At 70.4% G+C, this 17,521-nt stretch carries 13 protein-coding genes and 2 tRNA genes; 6 read left to right on the top strand and 9 right to left on the bottom strand.

What is annotated here, in order from left to right; genetic code table 11:
- Positions 1-317: 317 nt before the first annotated feature.
- On the top strand, positions 318-1,790 hold the full coding sequence (locus ACBY01_RS07825; RefSeq protein ID WP_416460243.1) for a lipopolysaccharide biosynthesis protein: 1,473 nt from the start codon (positions 318-320) through the stop codon (positions 1,788-1,790).
- 4 nt (positions 1,791-1,794) lie between these two features.
- On the opposite strand, the gene ACBY01_RS07820 is transcribed toward ACBY01_RS07825, so the two are convergent.
- Positions 1,795-2,724 carry a hypothetical protein gene (locus ACBY01_RS07820; RefSeq protein ID WP_416460242.1) on the bottom strand — a complete coding sequence of 310 codons (930 nt, stop codon included), beginning with the start codon at positions 2,722-2,724 and terminating at the stop codon, positions 1,795-1,797.
- Positions 2,725-2,799: 75 nt separating this feature from the next.
- Between ACBY01_RS07820 and ACBY01_RS07815 the strand changes: the two genes are divergently transcribed.
- On the top strand, positions 2,800-3,108 hold the full coding sequence (locus ACBY01_RS07815) for a hypothetical protein (RefSeq protein WP_416460241.1): 309 nt from the start codon (positions 2,800-2,802) through the stop codon (positions 3,106-3,108).
- Positions 3,109-3,165: 57 nt separating this feature from the next.
- On the opposite strand, the gene ACBY01_RS07810 is transcribed toward ACBY01_RS07815, so the two are convergent.
- The 7 genes from ACBY01_RS07810 to ACBY01_RS07780 all read right to left on the bottom strand — a co-directional run bounded on the left by ACBY01_RS07810 (position 3,166) and on the right by ACBY01_RS07780 (position 8,261).
- The gene (locus tag ACBY01_RS07810; RefSeq protein WP_416460240.1) at positions 3,166-3,927 is read right to left on the bottom strand and encodes a DUF4167 domain-containing protein; all 762 of its coding nucleotides are present in this window, start codon (positions 3,925-3,927) and stop codon (positions 3,166-3,168) included.
- Between the two features lie 242 nt (positions 3,928-4,169).
- Positions 4,170-4,988 carry a peptide chain release factor N(5)-glutamine methyltransferase gene (gene prmC / locus ACBY01_RS07805; protein ID WP_416460239.1) on the bottom strand — a complete coding sequence of 273 codons (819 nt, stop codon included), beginning with the start codon at positions 4,986-4,988 and terminating at the stop codon, positions 4,170-4,172.
- Entirely contained in the window at positions 4,985-6,061 is a 1,077-nt protein-coding gene (gene prfA / locus ACBY01_RS07800; RefSeq protein ID WP_416460238.1) for a peptide chain release factor 1, read from the bottom strand. Before prfA ends, prmC begins: the two co-directional genes overlap by 4 nt.
- Positions 6,062-6,164: 103 nt before the next feature.
- Positions 6,165-7,397: a histidine--tRNA ligase gene (gene hisS / locus ACBY01_RS07795; RefSeq protein WP_416460237.1), complete on the bottom strand. Its 1,233-nt coding sequence runs from the start codon at positions 7,395-7,397 to the stop codon at positions 6,165-6,167.
- 79 nt (positions 7,398-7,476) lie between these two features.
- Positions 7,477-7,550, bottom strand: a tRNA-Gly gene (locus ACBY01_RS07790).
- A gap of 254 nt (positions 7,551-7,804) precedes the next feature.
- On the bottom strand, positions 7,805-8,125 hold the full coding sequence (locus ACBY01_RS07785) for a YnfA family protein (protein ID WP_416460246.1): 321 nt from the start codon (positions 8,123-8,125) through the stop codon (positions 7,805-7,807).
- Positions 8,126-8,175: 50 nt separating this feature from the next.
- Positions 8,176-8,261 (bottom strand) — tRNA-Tyr (locus ACBY01_RS07780).
- Positions 8,262-8,394: 133 nt separating this feature from the next.
- On the opposite strand from ACBY01_RS07780, the gene ACBY01_RS07775 reads away from it, so the two are divergent.
- From ACBY01_RS07775 to ACBY01_RS07760, 4 genes are all read left to right on the top strand, one after another.
- Positions 8,395-10,002 carry a M20/M25/M40 family metallo-hydrolase gene (locus tag ACBY01_RS07775; protein WP_416460236.1) on the top strand — a complete coding sequence of 536 codons (1,608 nt, stop codon included), beginning with the start codon at positions 8,395-8,397 and terminating at the stop codon, positions 10,000-10,002.
- Positions 10,003-10,004: 2 nt separating this feature from the next.
- Positions 10,005-10,754: a 23S rRNA (guanosine(2251)-2'-O)-methyltransferase RlmB gene (gene rlmB, locus ACBY01_RS07770; protein WP_416460235.1), complete on the top strand. Its 750-nt coding sequence runs from the start codon at positions 10,005-10,007 to the stop codon at positions 10,752-10,754.
- Positions 10,755-10,824: 70 nt separating this feature from the next.
- The gene (gene ggt, locus ACBY01_RS07765; RefSeq protein WP_416460234.1) at positions 10,825-12,579 is read left to right on the top strand and encodes a gamma-glutamyltransferase; all 1,755 of its coding nucleotides are present in this window, start codon (positions 10,825-10,827) and stop codon (positions 12,577-12,579) included.
- A gap of 44 nt (positions 12,580-12,623) precedes the next feature.
- Positions 12,624-14,414 (top strand): AMP-dependent synthetase/ligase, encoded by a 1,791-nt coding sequence (locus ACBY01_RS07760; protein ID WP_416460233.1) that lies wholly within the window; start codon positions 12,624-12,626, stop codon positions 14,412-14,414.
- Positions 14,415-14,594: 180 nt separating this feature from the next.
- On the opposite strand, the gene ACBY01_RS07755 is transcribed toward ACBY01_RS07760, so the two are convergent.
- Entirely contained in the window at positions 14,595-17,504 is a 2,910-nt protein-coding gene (locus ACBY01_RS07755; RefSeq protein ID WP_416460232.1) for a M16 family metallopeptidase, read from the bottom strand.
- Between the last annotated feature and the right edge of the window lie 17 nt (positions 17,505-17,521).

The raw sequence follows: 17,521 nt of genomic DNA, 5'->3' as shown, positions 1-17,521 counted from the left end.
CTTTTACCGACCAAACCACGCCTTGAAAACGTAGCCGACCGGAGCCGCCGCCCACATGTCCCTTCATCTAAACCAACAATGTCAAAGAACAAAACGCCGGCGCTCCAGCAAACCCCTCTTGCAAGAGGCGCTCAGCACCAGGTTTTTAGCGACCCCAGAAGCGCTCCAACCGGTGCGCCGCTGCGGTGAACGGGTCTCTAGATGCATCACCACAAACCGTCAAACCCATTTTTCAAAAATGTGACGATCCCATGCTGAAACGGCGGAGTTCCGCGGTTTTTGTGGCGTGGCAGGCGCGCCCGGCATAGGCCGAGCCGATGAACATCACCGCGTCGGAGCCGAATCAGCCGGCCGAATCGCTGCGCCAGCAGGTCCGTGCCGCCGTCCTGTGGCGTTCGGGTACGCAGATTCTCGGCCAGCTGATCGCATGGAGCTCGACCTTCCTGGTCATTCGCGTGCTGACCCCGGCCGATTACGGTCTGGTCGCGATGACCGGCGTCGTGCTGCTGCTGCTCAGCATGCTCAACGGCTATGGCCTGGCGAATGCGGTGATCCAGCATGCCGAGGTCGATCGCCGCCAGATCGCGCAGGTCTTCGGCATGCTGGTGCTGCTCAACGGCGCGCTCGCGCTGGCGCAGGTCGCCGCCGCGCCGCTGGTCGCCGACTATTATCGCGAGCCGATGGTCGCGCGGCTGCTGCAGGTGCAGGCGCTGCTCTACATCCCTACCCCGTTCGCGTCGCTCGCCTATGCGCTGCTGGCGCGGGCGATGGAGTTCCGGCGGCAGGCGCAGGTCAATCTGCTGTCCTCGGTCGCCGGAGCGATCGCCGCGCTCACCGGCGCCTATGCCGGATTGGGCGTGTGGACGCTGGTGCTGGCGCCGGGGGTAATGTTCTATACCCGCGCGATCGGGCTGACGATCGCGGCACGCTCGCTGATGTGGCCGAGCTTCCGCTTCGCCGGGTCGGGGCAGCTGGCGCGCTTCGGCGGGCTGGTCGCGGCGTCGGGCCTGCTCAACTTCGCACAGAGCCAGGCCGATATCCTGATCGCCGGCCGCTGGTTCGATGCGCATGCGGTCGGCATCTACACGACCGCGCTGTTCCTGACGCAGGTGTTCGCCAACAAGTTCGTGCCGCCGCTCAACGAGGTCGCTTTCTCGGCCTATGCCCGGCTGCATCAGGCGGGCGGCGCACTGGCAGGCGCATTTCCGGGGGCGGTGCGGCTGGTGATGCTGGCGGCGATGCCCTTCTACTTCGGGGTCGCCGCCGTCGCGGAGCCGCTGGTGCACGTGCTGCTGGGCCCGAAGTGGCTGGAGGCGGCGCCGATCGTCCGGCTGCTCGCGATCGCCATGCCGTGCTGGACGCTGCAGACGCTGTTCCAGCCCGCAATCGATGCCGCGGGGCGGCCGGGAGTTACCGCCGGCACCACCGCGGTCGGTGCGATCCTGCTGCCGATCGCGTTCCTCATCGGCGTCCGCTACGGCATCGCCGGCATCGCCGCCGCGTGGATCGTCGCGCATCCGCTGCTGCTCGCGATCGTCGCGGCGCGGGCGCTGCCGGTGATCGGCGTCTCCGTCGGCGCCTATCTCCGGGCGATCGCGCCGCCGGTGCTCGTCGCCGCAGCGATGGCGCTGCTGGTCGGCGCGACGGATGCCGCCCTGCCGGCGCTCGCCCCGGCGGTGCGGCTGATCGTGCTCGTCCTCGTCGGCGGGGTCGCCTATCTCGGCGGGCTGGCGCTGTTCGCGCGCGCCACGCTGCGCGAGGCGATCGCGGCGATCCGCACCCGCGGCTGAGGGGTCAGCTCTGCGCGAGCGCGGCGATGCTCGCGCGCGTCGCGTCGCGATAGGCGGTGCCGCGGAACCGGTAGGTGCCGATGAAGTGCACGAAGCGCGCGTCGGTCGGCAGCGGCCGGTTCTCGTAATTGCCGTAGCGGTCGTACGGCAGCAGCAGCGGATCGCGCCCGTTGGCGACGACCAGGTTCGAGGTGACCTGCTCGCTTCCCCAGCGCGACCATCGCTCGCGGCCGATCAGCCGGTCCATCTCCAGCGAAAACGCCTCGGCGAGGTCGCGCCCAGGGCCGGCCGGTGCGAAACCGGCGAACCCCGAACAGCCGCGCGCGTAGCGTGCCGCCCCGACTGCGGCGAGATCGGCCTGACCCATCGCGGCCTCCGCGGCATTCTGGACGTGGAGGCCGGGCGCCCGGGGGTCGATGCCGCGGTGTTGCTCACGAAGCTCGGCGAGGGTCGCGAAGGCGACGCCGGCCTCGCCGCGCAGCATGAAGTCGCGGCCGGCGTCGATCGCAGCGGCGACCTCCGGCACGTCGCCGACGGTCACCGTGTCCGAATCGACCTGGACCACATAGGCGTCGCGACGCAGTTCGAGCAGATGAAGCAGCCGCTCCCACGTTCCCCCCGCCGGCGCGGCGCCGATGTCCACGGCACCGATCGGGGTAATCGCCGGATCGCCGAGATGGTGGGCGAGCGTCGCGCGATCGCGGGCGGTCAGCGTACCGTCGTCGAGCAACGCCACCCGGCCGCGGCCGAGCCGGGCGTGGAGCGACTTGAGCGCAACCAGCGCGGGCAGCACCGCTTCGGTGCCGAGCATCGAGAACAGCACCACGCCGTCGTCGCGCGGCCGCAGCGGCGGCGTCGCCAGGACGTGCGCAGCGACCCGGCGATGGTGCAGGCGCTTGGCGTGCCAGGCGAGGCGGTGCGCGAAGGAGAGCATCGCGCCTAAACGCGCGCCGACGCTGCGAAAGTCAATCGGTTGCCAACCGTCGGCCGCGGGGCCACCTGTACCGGCATGACCGAACGCGGCCTCGACGATCCGGGCCAGGCGGCCTTCGCCTGGCAGCGGTTCCGGCGCATCCTCCGCTGGATGGCGCTGCTCTCCGCTGCGGCCGCGGTGCTCGCGGTGGCGGTGCTGTGGCAGTCGATCGGTCCGATGCCGATCCACATGGTCATCGCTACCGCGCTCGGCGTTGGACTGTCGGTGCTGCTCGCCGCGGCGCTGATGGGGCTGGTGTTCCTGAGCGCGGGGAGCGGCCACGACGCCGCAGTCGACCGTTTTCCGCACGAGGACGCAGCGGACGCCACCGTCTCGCGCGAATAGCAAAAGGGCCGGCACCGCGGCTGCGGTACCGGCCCCTTCGATGGTGATGCCCGGACCTCAGGCGGCCGGGGGCATCGCCTCGTCGTCCGTGCGGAGGCGACGGCGGCGACGCGGCCGCTCCTCGCCATCCCCTTCCACCGCACCGAGCGCCGGCGGAAGCCGATCGGCTTCGATACCGCGCGTCTCGGATCCGGCTTCCCCCGGCGTCGCCGCATCGGCAGCCGGGCGGCGGGTGCGCGGGCGACCGCGGGCGGGACGCGCTTCGGCCTCGACCGGCTGCCCGTCGGCGTCGTTGGCGGCCGCGACCGGCTCCGGTGCTGCGGCGGTCTCCGCCTCGGCATGGCCGTTCGGACGCTCGCTGCGCGGCGCACGTTCGGCGCGCGGACGCCCCTCGCGCTGCGGACGATCGTCCCGGCGGGGACGGTCGTCGCGCTGCGGGCGATCTTCGCGTGCGGCGCGTTCCTCGCGCTGGGGCCGCTCGTCGCCGCCGGTCTCGCCGTCGAACTCGAACTCCTCGTCCTCGTCGTCGGACGTCGATTCACCCCGCTGGCGCCGGTTTTCCTCGCTGCGCAGACGATTGTCGTTGAGCACGCGGAAATAATGGTCGGCGAACTGGAAATAATATTCGGAGTTCACCCGATCGCCCTGCATCTGCGCGTCGCGAGCGAGGTTCTTGTACTTCTCCAGCAGCTGCGCGGCATTTCCCCGCGCGCGGCTGTCGATACGATTGCCGTTATCGGAACGGCCCGGGTTGCCCCCGCCTTGCGGACGCTGCCCACCACGACCGCGACGGCGGCCGACTTGCCGGTTGTTTATCAACGTGTGTGTGTCCCGTTCAAAACTGTCCGTCGATCCTGTCGATCCCGGATGCTGTCAGTCGCGGGGCCGCGATCGCGCGGACCCGTCTGTCATGACCACCGGACCGCAGTGGCGCACATGACGTGGAGGGAGCCTTGCCCCGAATTCACCCTGGCTTTTGCCGAAAGTGTCTTTCCCCGGCCCGGTCTTAGCGGCTGCCCGGGCGATCTCCAAGGGGAAATATGGGTTCGCCGCCGCGGGTTTCAACCGGCGACGACCGCGCGCGGCCGCCCGGCCAGATCCTGTTTGACGGACGTCAACAAACCCTGGTTCGCGAGCAGCGCCGACACCGCGTCCGCCTGAGTCCAGCCGATCTCCACCACTGCGACGCCGCCGGGTGCGATCAGCCGCGCAATCTGGGGCGCGAGCAGGCGATAGGCGTCGAGCCCGCCGCCGCCCGCGAACAAGGCGCCTGCCGGCTCGTGCCCGACCACTTCCTGCGGCAGCGCCTCATCCGTCCCGATATACGGCGGGTTGGCGAGCACCAGGTCGAAGCGCCCGTCGAGCGCCGTCGCCCAGTCGCCCAGTGCGAACTGCGCCCGGCGTGCCATGTCGAGCCGTTCGGCATTGCGCCGGGCATAGCCGAGCGCCTGCACCGATCGGTCGACGCCCACCCCGCGGGCCTGCGGCCATTCGTCGAGCGCGGCGAGCAGCAGCGTGCCCGGCCCGGTCCCCAGATCGAGCACGGTCGCGGGCGCGCGGCCGACGAAATGCGCGACCGCCGCCTCGATCAGCGTCTCGCTATCGGCACGCGGCACCAGCGCGCCGGGGCCGACCTCCAGCTCGATCGTCCAGAAGGCGCGGCGACCGGTGAGATAGGCGACCGGCGTATGCGACAGCCGCGCCTCGACCAGCGCGGCGAAGCCCGGCGGCACCGGATCGTCGAGCCTCGCGAGCAGCAGCGTGGTCCGCTCGACGCCCATCGCATGCGCCATCAGCAGCTCGGCATCGAGCCGGGGGGTGTCGGACACGCCGGCAATCCGCTGCGCCGCCTCCCGCACTGCCTCCCCGGTGGACGTCACGCCGCGTCGAGCGTCGCCAGCCGCTCCGCCTCGTCCTCGGCGATCAGCGCGCCGATCAGCTCGTCCATCTCGCCCTCCAGGATTTCGGGCAGGCGGTGGAGCGTCAGGTTGATGCGGTGATCGGTCACGCGACCTTGCGGGAAATTATAGGTGCGGATGCGCTCGGAACGGTCGCCCGAGCCGACCATCGCCTTGCGCGTGCCCGACCGCTCCGACGCCAGCCGCTCGCGCTCCGCCTCGTAGAGCCGGGTGCGCAGGACCTTGAGCGCCTTGGCCTTGTTCTTGTGCTGCGACTTCTCGTCCTGCTGGATCACCACCAGCCCGGTCGGCAGATGGGTAATGCGCACCGCGGAGTCGGTGGTGTTGACCGACTGGCCACCCGGCCCCGACGACCGATAGACGTCGATCCGCAGGTCCTTGTCGTCGATCTGGACGTCGACCTCCTCGGCCTCGGGCAGCACCGCGACGGTCGCGGCGGAGGTGTGGATGCGCCCGCCGCTTTCGGTCACCGGCACGCGCTGGACGCGGTGGACGCCGCTTTCGAACTTTAGCCGGGCGAACACGCCCTGCCCCGTCACCGACGCGACGACTTCCTTGAACCCGCCGGCGTCGGAAGCGCTCGCCGAGATCATCTCGACCCGCCAGCCGCGCGCATCGGCATAGCGCTGGTACATGCGGAACAGGTCGCCCGCGAACAGCGCCGCCTCGTCGCCGCCGGTGCCGGCGCGGATTTCGAGCATCGCCGGGCGCTCGTCGGCCGCATCGCGCGGCAGCAGCGCGAGTGCCAGCGCCCGCTCGGCCGCGGCCAGCCGCTCGCGGTTCTCGTGCAGCTCCTCGGCCGCCATGCGGCGCAGTTCCTCGTCGCCGTCCTGGCTCATCTCCTCCAGCGATTCGGCCTCGGCACGCAGCCGCCGCACCGCGCCCGCAGCCTCCGCCACCGGCTCCAGCTCGGCATATTCCTTCGAGACTGCCACGAAGCGGTCGCCCGGCAGCTCGCCGGTCGCCATCAGCGCCTGCAGCTCGTCGCGCCGCGCCTCGATCTGCGCGATGCGATCGGGGGAAATGGCGGTCATGCGAGACCCCCACGCGTCACCCCAGCGGAAGCTGGGGTCTCGTGCGGCAAGCCGCGCGCTCCGACGCGGGAGATCCCAGCCTTCGCTGGGATGACGGGAGGGGTCATTCGGCCGATGCCCCCTTCAACCGGGCTTCGAGACCCTCGTCGGCCACGAGGATCTTGAGCCGCCGGACCGGCGCCCCGTCGACGATGCGGACGGATTCGACCGCAAGCGGGTTCTCCTTGACCGCCTTGTCGAAGCGCTTGCGCGACGAACCCGACGCCACCAGATCGGCGCGCCAGCCGTTGCGGCGGAAGCGGGCAACCGAGGCGATCGCCTCGGCAATCGCGTCGTCGTCCTCGGCGACGACGACGACCTGCGCACGCTCCACCTCCGGCGCATCCAGCAACATCGCCAGCCGCTCGATCCCGGCGGCCCAGCCCACGCCCGGCGTCTCGGGGCCACCCAGGGATCCGATCAGCCCGTCGTAGCGGCCGCCTGCAAGCACCGTGCCCTGCGCGCCCAGCCGGTCGGTGACGAACTCGAACGCCGTGTGGCGGTAATAGTCGAGCCCGCGCACCAGCCGGTCGTTGCGCGTCCACGCCACGCCGGCGGCGTCCAGTCCTGCGGTAACGGCCGCAAAGAAATCGCGTGCTTCCGGCGTCAGATAGTCGTCGATCCCCGGCGCGCTGTCCGCCACCGGGCGATCGCGCGGGTCCTTGGAATCGAGAATGCGCAGCGGGTTCTTGTCGAGCCGGGCGAGGCTGTCCTCGCTCAGCACGTCGCGATGCGCCTCGAAATGGGCGACCAGCGCGGCGCGCCAGGCGTCGCGGGTCTCGGCATCGCCCAGCGTGTTGAGCTGGAGCGTCACGCCCTCGATGCCGAGCTCGCGCAGCAGCTGGTCGGCGAAGGCGAGCAGCTCGACGTCGGCGCCGGGCTCGGCCGCGCCGATCACCTCGGCGTCGATCTGGTGGAACTGGCGATAGCGCCCCTTCTGCGGCCGCTCGTAGCGGAACACGGGCCCGTGGGTGGCGATCTTGAGGGGGGCGTACTGCTGCCAGCCGTCGGTCAGATAGGCGCGGGCGATGCCGGCGGTGAACTCCGGGCGCAGGGTGAGCGAATCGCCGCCGCGGTCCTCGAAGCTGTACATCTCCTTCGAGACGACGTCGGTGGTCTCGCCGAGCGAGCGTGCGAACACCGCGGTCGATTCGAACACCGGCAGCTCGACCCGGCCGAAGCAATAAAGCCGGCGGACGCGCTCGAACGCGTCGACCACCCGGCCGAAGCGGCGCTGGTCTTCGCCGAAGATGTCCTGGGTGCCGCGGATGGGGCGGGGGGTCTCGATGCGGGCCATGCGGCGCTCTCTAGGGCTGGTCCGCAGCTTCGGCAATCGCGCGGCCGGCAGGCCGTGGCGAGCGGAGGCGGGAAGAGGATGGAGCGGGTAACGGGAATCGAACCCGTGTATTCAGCTTGGAAGGCTGCTGCACTACCATTGTGCTATACCCGCCCGATGCGCCGGAGGTAGCCGCGCCGCGCGGCGGACGCAAGAGGCGGGACGGCGGCTCATTCGACGCCGGGAAGAATGCCTCCTCACCGCCTTCACTCGCCCCCACCCCGTTTGTCTCGAGTAGGGATCGAGCTTGTCGAGAGCCCGTATCGAGAGAGCCCTAACGTCCGACCTCTCGATACGCCGTCTCGACAAGCTCGACGGCTACTCGAGGCGAACGGAAAAGAGGTAAAGGTTGCGACGGCCGTGCCCCCTCACCGCGGCCCCAAAAGGATTGCCAGGCATCCCGCCAGGCACAGCCCGCCGCCGATCAGGTCGAAGCGATCCGGGCGCAGTCCCTCGACCAGCCACATCCAGCCAAGCGAACTCGCGACATAGATGCCGCCATAGGCCGCATACGCCCGCGCCGCCGCCGGCGTGTCGGCGAAGGTCAGCGTCCAGGCGAAGCCGGCCAGCGCGACCACGCCGGGGATCAGCCACAGCGGCGAGGCGCCAAGCCGCGCCCATTTCCAGAAGGCGAAGCATCCGCCGATCTCAAGCAGGGCTGCGAGAACGAAGAGGATCGGGGTCGGCAGCGCAGGTGTCCCTTTTTCCGGGAGAACCGATCCGCCGCGCCGGGGGCGGATGGTGGAAGGGGCTGGATTCGAACCAGCGTACACTTGCGTGGGCAGATTTACAGTCTGCTGCCTTTAACCACTCGGCCACCCTTCCACGGGGCCGCTTCGCTGAAGCGAGGTGGCCCATTGCCGTCCCATCCGGCTGCTGTCAACGGCTTGCGCGCCTTTCCGCTGGGGCATAGCGTCCGCGGCATCGCTTTTTTCTTCCCTCGCACGAACGGAACCCGATGCGCGCGCTCACCCTTGCCCTGTTCGCCACCGTCGCCGCCGCCCCCCTCGCCGCCCAGTCGGTCGACCGCGCCGCGGTCAACCGCATCATCGACGAAGGCACCAACCAGTCGGAGGTGATGCCGATCGCCCAGCATCTGACCGACGTGATCGGCCCGCGCCTCACCAACTCGCCGGGGATGCGCCAGGCGGAGGCGTGGACGCAGGAGAAGTTCCGCGAATGGGGCCTCGCCAACGTCCACAAGGAAGGCTTCGAGTTCGGCCGCGGCTGGTCGATCGTCCATTCCAGCGTGCGCATGGTCACCCCGCGGCCGATCGAGCTGACCGCGATCCCGATCGCCTGGACGCCGGGCACCAGCGGCGCCGTCACCGCGCCGGTGATCGTCGCGCCGATCTCCAAGGAAGCCGACTTCGCGCGCTACCGCGGGCAGCTCGCGGGCAAGATCGTGATGGTGACGCGGCCCGACACGGGCTCCGAACCGGATCGCGCGCCTTTCCGCCGGCTCACCCAGCAGGAACTCAGCGACCACGACTTCTTCGAGCCCGCGGTCAACGATCCCGAGGCCGCCGATCGCCGGCTCAAGCGGCTCGACTTCGCGACCAAGCTCGACGCGTTCCTGAAGAGCGAGGGCGCGGTCGCGATGGCGACCATGTCCAGCCGCGACGGCAAGCTGCTGCACGGCAGCGGCTATCTGTTCGGGCGTGAGCAGACCCCGGCGGTGCCCGGCATCGAGATCGCGGCCGAGGACTACCGCCGCATCGCCCGCCTCATCCGCATCGGCCAGACGCCGACGCTGGAGGTGACCAGCAACGTCCGCTTCGACGACAGCGACGTACAGGCCTACAACATCTTCGCCGAGATCCCGGGGACGGATGCCAAGGCCGGCTATGTGATGGCCGGCGCGCATCTCGACAGCTGGGCGGCGGGCGACGGCGCCGCCGACAATGCCGCCGGCTCGGCCGTGGTGATGGAGGCCGCGCGCATCCTGTCGCAGATGGGCGTGCGGCCCAAGCGCACGATCCGCTTCGCGCTGTGGAACGGCGAGGAGCAGGGCCTGCTCGGCTCGCTCGCCTATATCGAGCGGCACATCGCCACCCGCGCGCCGGCGGCCGGCGCCCCCGCCACCGGCCTTTCCCGCTTCTACGGCTGGAACCGGCGCTGGCCGATCACCAAGAAGCCGGGCTACGACCAGCTCGCCGCCTATTTCAACCTCGACAACGGGTCGGGCAAGATTCGAGGCATCTATGCGGAGAACAATCCCGCAGCCGTGCCGATCTTCCGCGAATGGTTCGCGCCGTTCCAGGCGATGGGGGCGACCACCGTCGCCATGCGCCCGACGTCGAGCACCGACCATTATTTCTTCCAGTCGATCGGCCTGCAGGGCTTCCAGTTCATCCAGGACCCGCTCGACTATGGCAGCCGGCTTCACCACACGAACGTCGACACCTTCGATCACCTGAAGGGCGACGACCTGCGTCAGGCGTCGATCATCATGGCCTCGTTCCTGCTGAACGCCGCCAACGCGGACAAGCCGCTGCCCAAGCCGCCCTTCCCGCGCCAGCCCAAGCCGACCGATCCCTTCGCCTGGCCGGAGCAGGAGGACTGAGCATGGCACGTCGAGGTCATCGCCCGAGCCAGGGCTCGCCGCAGCGCCCCCGTTTCTGGGGTCGCCATGCGGTACTCGCCGCGCTCGCCAATCCCGAGCGCACCGTGCGCAAGCTGTGGGGCACGCACGAGGCGCTCTCCCGGCTCGACCTGCCGGCGACGCTGACGGTCACCTATGCCGAGGCGGCCGACCTCGGCCGGCTGGTGCCGAGCGATGCGCCGCACCAGGGCATGGTGGCGGAGGTCGATCCGCTGGAGGACATCTGGCTGGGCGACCTGATCGAGCGCGGCCGCGGCGACACCCGCCCGCTGCTGGTGCTCGACCAGGTCACCGATCCGCACAACGTCGGGGCGATGCTGCGCTCGGCCGCCGCGTTCGACGCGCTCGGCATCGTGACGCAGGACCGGCATGCCCCGCCCGAATCGGGCACGGTCGCGCGCTCGGCATCCGGCGCGCTGGAGGTGGTGCCCTGGGTCCGCGTGGTGAACCTCGCCCGCGCGCTAGAGGAGATCGCCGAGGCCGGCTATTGGCGCATCGGCCTCACCGGCAACACCGACCTCACGCTCGACCAGGCGATGGGGTCGGACAAGGTCGCGCTGGTGCTCGGCGCCGAGGGCGAAGGCATGCGCCAGAATACCGAGGCGCATTGCGACGTGCTCGCGCGGCTGCCGATCAGCGATCAGGTCGAAAGCCTCAACGTCTCCAATGCGGCGGCGATCGCGCTTTACGCGGCGGCAACCCGGCGGGGGTGAGGGCGACCGGGGGGTGCGGCGCATCCCCCTCGCCTTTGCACCCGCGGCAATCCCGGCTACTCCGTCGGCCATGAAGCGTTTTCTCAGCTGCGCGGCGCTGCTGCTCGCCGTTCCCGCCGTCGCGCAGGCGCAGGCCGCGCCGCCGGCGGCGACGCCCAAGCCGCAGGGGATGGTCAGCGCATCGGACCCGCGCGCCGCGGCTGCGGGCGTCGAGATGCTGCGCGCCGGCGGCAGCGCCACCGATGCCGCGATCGCCACCCTGCTGGCCCTGAACGTGGTCGAGCCGCAGAACTCCGGCATCGGCGGCGGCGGCTTCTGGGTCGGGCATGATGCCAAGACCGGCAAGCTGCTGACCATCGACGGACGCGAGGCGGCGCCGGCGGCGGCCGACCCGCACTGGTTCTACGCGCCCGACGGCAATCCCCTGACCCATTCCGCCGCGGTTCCCGGCGGGCGCAGCGTCGGCGTGCCGGGCAACCTGCGCGAATGGGCGATGGCGCACGAGCGCGCGGGCAAGCTCCCCTGGGCCAAGCTGTTCGAGCCGGCGATCCGGCTGGCGCGCGACGGCTTCCGCATCACCCAGCGGCTGAACACCGGCATCGACAAGTTCGGCGGCCACATCGACGATTGGGCGCGCAGCCACTTCCTCGGCCCTGACGGCAAGGCGCTGCCGGTCGGCACGCTGCTCAAGAACCCCGAACAAGCCGCGCTGTTCGAGCGGATCGCCGCCCGCGGCCCCGACAGCTTCTACGTCGGGCCGGAGGCGCAGAAGATCGTCACCACCGTCAACACCGCTGCGCGCAATCCGTCGAAGATGACGCTGGGCGACCTCGCCAGCTACGACGCCAAGCAGCGCAAGCCGCTGTGCACCAAGTACCGCGTCTATCGCATCTGCGGCATGGGCCCGCCCTCGTCCGGCGGCGTCGCGGTGCTGATGATCCTCAAGCAGCTCGAACGCTTCGACATGACCGCGCTGGGCAAGGACTCGCCGGTCGCCTGGCACCTGCTCGCCGAGAGCGAGCGTCTCGCCTATGCCGACCGCGACCTGTACGTCGCCGACCCGGACCATGTGACCGTGCCGGTCAAGGGGCTGCTCGACCCGAAGTATATCGCCGCGCGCTCGGCGCTGATCGCGCCCGACCGCACGATGGCGAGCGTCGCGCCCGGCGCGCCGCGGGGGGCGCCGGCACGTATTCGCGTCCAGCCGAGCGAAGTGCCCGGCACCACCCACGTCTCGGCGACGGACAGCCGCGGCAACGCGGTGTCGGTCACCTCGACGATCGAGGGCTATTTCGGATCCGGGCTGTCGGTCGACGGCACGATGCTCAACAACGAGCTCACCGACTTCGACATCGTCGCCGACAAGAACGGCTACCTCGTCGCCAACCGCGTCGAGGGCGGCAAGCGGCCGCGCAGCTCGATGTCGCCGACGATCGTCTACGGACCCGACGGCAAGGTGCGGCTGGCGATCGGCGCGGCCGGCGGGTCGACGATCATCGCGCAGGTCGCCAAGGCGATCGTCGCGGTGCTCGACTGGAAGCTGCCCGCGCAGGACGCGCTGGGGCTCGGGCTGATCTACGCACCCGGCCGGGTCGCGACGCTGGAGCAGGGCACGCAGCTGGAGGCGATGGCGCCGGCGTTGCGCGCGCTGGGCGAACCGGTCCAGATCGCGCCACTGGGGCTGAAGGCCAATGCGATCGAGCGCGTCGGCAACCGCTGGGTCGGCGCCGCCGATCCGCGCAGCGAGGGCGTGGCGATGGCCGAGGACGGCAGCGTCGCCGCGATCACGCGGGTCGGCGGGTTCGGCACCCGCCCGCCCGAATAACGAACCAGTCCCGGCGCACGGACGCCGGGGCGGCAGGAGAGGCCATGCGTACCCTGGAGCATTTCCCCAACCTCGTCGCGATGTTCTTCGCGCGCGCCCGCGAGCACGGCGACAAGCCGTTCCTGTGGCACAAGGCCGACGGGGCTTGGCAGCCGACCAGCTGGGCCGAAGCCGCGCGCCAGGTCGCGAGCCTCGCCGCAGGGCTGAAGGCGATCGGCCTGAAGCGCGGCGACCGGGTGATGCTGGTGTCGGAGAACCGGCCCGAATGGTGCATCTCGGACCTGGCGATCATGGCCGCGGGCTGCGTGACGGTGCCGACCTACGTCACCAACACCCAGCGCGACCACCAGCACATCATGGAGAATTCCGGCGCGTGCGCGGTGATCGTCTCCACCGCGAAACTCGCGCGCACGCTGATCCCCGCCGCGCTCCACGCCTCGATCCCCGAAAAGATCATCGGCATCGAGGACGTCCGCCTCGCCCAGCCCGGCAGCGTCGAGTTCCACAGCTGGCACCAGCTGATCGCCGACCACCCGACCAGCGCCGACTCGGCGGCGGGCCAGGCCGATTTCGCGCGCGAGGACCTGGCGTGCATCATCTACACCAGCGGCACCGGCGGGGCGCCGCGCGGGGTGATGCAGCACCACGGCGCGATCCTCCACAACGTCGCGGGATGCGCCGCGGTGATCTCCGGCGACTTCGGCTGGGACGAGGAGGTGTTCCTGTCGTTCCTGCCGCTGAGCCACGCCTATGAGCACACCGGCGGGCAGCATTTCCCGATCGGGCTGGGCGGGCAGATCTACTATGCCGAGGGGCTCGACAAGCTCGCCGCCAATATCGAGGAGGTGCGCCCGACGATCATGTTCGTCGTGCCGCGGCTGTTCGAGGTGCTGCGCACGCGGATCACCAAGGCGATCGAGAAGCAGGGCGGCGCGGCCGCCTATCTGCTCGGCAAGGCGCTCGAAATCGGCGCGCGGGAGAACGAGGGCAAACTGCGCCTGGCGGACCGGCCCGCGCAGCTGGCGGTGCGCACCCTGTTCAAGCCCAAGATCGCCAAGCGCTTCGGCGGGCGGATGAAGGCGATGGTGTCGGGCGGTGCGCCGCTCAACCCCGAGGTCGGGCTGTTCTTCCAGTCGATCGGCGTCACCTTCCTCCAGGGCTATGGCCAGACCGAGGCGGGGCCGGTGATCTCGTGCAACCGCCCCGCCGCCGGGGTACGGATGGACAGCGTCGGTCCGCCGCTCGACAACACCGAGGTGCGCATCGCCCCCGACGGCGAAATCCTGGTGCGCGGCGAGCTGGTGATGCACGGCTATTGGCGCAACGAGGTCGAGACCGCCCGCGTGCTCAAGGACGGCTGGCTGCACACCGGCGACATCGGCGTGATCGACGAGCGCGGGCGGATCAAGATCACCGACCGCAAAAAGGACATCATCGTCAACGACAAGGGCGAGAACGTCGCCCCGCAGAAGGTGGAGGGAATGCTCACCCTCCAGCCCGAGATCGCGCAGGCGATGATCGCCGGCGACCGGCGGCCGTACATGGTCGCGGTGATCGTCGCCGATCCCGAATGGACCCAGGAGTGGTGCGCCGCCAACCGCACCGCCTGCGACTTCAAGCGGCTGGGCGAGGACGGCGGCTATCGCGCCGCGCTCACCGCCGCGGTCGATCGGGTCAACCAGGAGCTGAGCGTCACCGAGCGCGTGCGCCGCTTCATCCTGGCGGACGGGCCGTTCACGATCGAGAACGAGCAGCTCACCCCGAGCATGAAGATCCGCCGCCACATCCTGCGCCGCGACTACGGCGAGCGCCTGGACGCGCTGTACAAGGGGTAGGGCAGCCCCGTCGAAGCGCCGTGCTCCTGCGCAGGGGCACAGCGGCGGTCGTTCAGCGGGGCCCGTCATCCTGACGGAAGTCAGGATCCATTGCCGCTCCGGTCGTGAGACCCACCAGCGTAGCGGCAATGGATGCTGACCTGCGTCAGCATGACGGGAGGGCGAACACCCCGCCTCCCCTCAGTCCGCCTTCTTCTCCGGCACGATCACCAGCGACCAGTCCTTTTCCGGCCGCAGATACTTGGCCGCCAGCGCCTGGATGTCGGCGGCCGTCGTGGTGCCGATGTCGGAGGCGATGCTGTCGATCGCGGCGATCCGCTGGGGATCGGTCGTGCCGCCCGCCGTCTGCTGCATCCAGAACATGTTGCCGCTCGACACGCGCGCGATGAACTGGAGCACCGGCGCCTGGGCGCGGCGCAGTTCGTCGGCGGGGATCGGGTTGGCGACCAGGTCCGCGGCGATGCCGCGCGCCAGCTGGAAGAAGAAGTCGGTCTTGTCGGGCGGCACCGCGCCGATCGCTAGGATCTTGCCGCCGGTGGGCAGCCCGACCGGCCAGTCGTTGGCGACGTTGGGCGTGTAGCTGACCCCCGCTTCCGAGCGCAGCTTGTCGAGCAGCCGGTCGCGGAACACCGCGGCCAGGATCTCGAGCTTGCGGCTTTCGGTCAGCCCGGCGCTGCCGCCGCCGGTCGGCCAGGCGATCACCGCCGCCGCCTGGTTGGGCTGGCCGGTATGGGTACGCACCACCGGCTGGGCGACGTGCGCGGGGAAGCGCACGTTGGGATTGGCGACCGCGGCTGCCGGCCGCGGCTTCAGCGCACCGAAGGTCTTGGCGACCGCGGCGATCGTCGCGTCCGCGGTGGTGTCGCCATAGACCTGCACCTCGATCGGCCCGCTCGCGAGCAGCGGCTCCCACAGCTTGCGGAAGCTCGCCGCGTCGAGGGCCTCGATATCCTTTCGCGTGGGCGAGGCCCAGCGGGGATCGCCGGCGTGGAGCAGCCCCTCCAGATCGCGCTGGAGCACGCCGACGGGCGAGGACGACTGGCTGTCGTAGCTGGCGAGCATCACCGCGCGCGCCCGCGCGACCGGGTTCGGGTCCCAGCCGGGCGCCGCGAGCTTGGTCGCGATCAGCCGCAGCTGGTCGTTCAGGTCGGCGGCGGTGGTGATGCCGCTCAGCACGAACGCATCCTCCTGCATGCCGAACGACAGCCCGATCTGGCGGTCGCCGGTCAGCCGGTCGAGCTCTTCCTGCCCGAACTTGCCGACCCCGCTCGCCACCAGCGCCAGATCGGCGGCGAACGCCGGCGTCTGGCGGTCGGACGGCAGCGCGCTCAACCCGCGGCCGAAGCGCACCTGGACATAGACCTTACCCGTCTCCGAATTGTTCGGGAACATCAGCAGGTTGACCCCATTCGCGAAGGTCACCTTCTCGATCTTCGGGTCGGTCAGCACGACGCTGCGTGCGGTCACCTTGCCCGGTGTGCCGAGCTTGGGAAGCTCCTCGAACTTGACGGTACGCTGCGGCCCGCGCCGCTCGGCGACCTCCGTCACATCGGCCTGCACCGCCGAGGCGAGCTTGTTGACCGCGGTCGGATCGGGCGTCGGCGTGTTGACGAGCGCGCGGGTCTCGACCCCGTCGAACACCTTGCGCGTCGCCGCCTGCACCTTGGCGGGGGTGAAGAAGTTGCCTGCGACCGCCCCGTCGAAGATGCGCAGCGAGGTTTCCGGCCCCGCCACCGTCTCGCGGATATCGACCGCCTCGACCAGATTGTCGGCGAGCTTGGCGCCCGCATCGACGCGCGACGTGGCGACGGCATTCTCCATCGCGGCGCGGATCTCGCCGACCTCGCGGTCGATCTCCTGCTGGGAAGGCGGCGTGCGCAGCGCGCTCGCGATGGTGGCGCGCACGTCGCGCACCGCCGCTTCCCAGTCGTTGCCGACCGGCAGGATCGACACCGCGGTGATGTTGGCCGAACGCGACACGTCCTCCAGGTCCGCGCCCGCGCTGATGTAGCTGGCACCGGCCCGCGCGCGGCTTTCCAGCCGGCGGTTGATGATGCGGATCGCGATCTGGTCGACCATGCGTTCCTGGTTGAACAGGATGGTGTCGTCGCCGACGGTCCACGGCCGCACCGTCGCCATCTGGACGAGCGGCGGCAGCGCCGGCTCGCTGATCGCGGCGCTGAGCGGCCCGCCCGCCTTGGGCGTGCCCAGCTTGGGATTGGTCGGCGCCGGGCCCTTGCCCTGCCAGCCGGAGAAATGCTTGACGACCATCGCCTCGAGCAGCTTGGGATCGGCGTCGCCGGCGATCACCACCACCGCCCGGTCGGGGCGGTACCAGCGGTCATGGAACGCGCTTACCGTCTGTGCGGTCGCCGCCTCCAGCGTCTCGACGTTGCCGATCGGCGAACGGTCGGCGAGCGGCTGGCCGGTGAAGAACAGCGCACGCGTCGCGTCGCCCAGCCGCATCTGCGGCCCCGGCTGCTCGCGCTGCTCGGCGAGCACGACCGGGCGTTCGGCATTGAGCGATTCGGCGGTGATCGTCGGCTCGGCCATCATGCCGGCCAGGATCTTCATGCTTTCGTCGAGCCCCGCCTGGGTCGCGCCGGGCAGGTCGAGCTTGTAGACCGTCTGGGTGAAGCTGGTGGCGGCGTTGGTGTCGGAGCCGAAGGTCACGCCCAGCCGCTGCCACACCCGCTTCGATTCGCCGTCGGGGACGTGCGCCGAGCCGCGGAACGAGAGATGCTCGAGAAGGTGCGCGAAGCCGCGCTCCTGGTCGGTCTCCATCAGCGAGCCGGCGTCGATCGCAACGCGGATCGAGACTTGGCCCGGCGGCACGCCGTTGTGCCGCACGGCGTAGCGGACGCCGTTGGGCAGCACGCCATAGGTCCAGCTGCGGTCGGGCGGAATGTCGCTGCCCTTGAACAGCCAGGGCGTGTCCGGCCCTTGCGCGACCGGCTGCAGCGGCGGCAGCTGGCGGGTCTGTTGCTGGGGAGCGGCCGGCGGCGGCGCGGTCTGCGCGACGAGCGGCGTGGTGGCGATCAGGGCCAGAAGCGGCAGTGCGATCCGGCGTACGCGTACAGGAAATGCCATGCGCGAAGCGTAGCCGG

The sequence above is a fragment of the Sphingomonas mangrovi genome (genome assembly GCF_047975845.1).
In the GTDB taxonomy this organism is placed as follows: domain Bacteria; phylum Pseudomonadota; class Alphaproteobacteria; order Sphingomonadales; family Sphingomonadaceae; genus Sphingomonas.
This window is presented reverse-complemented; position numbering and strand designations above follow the sequence as displayed.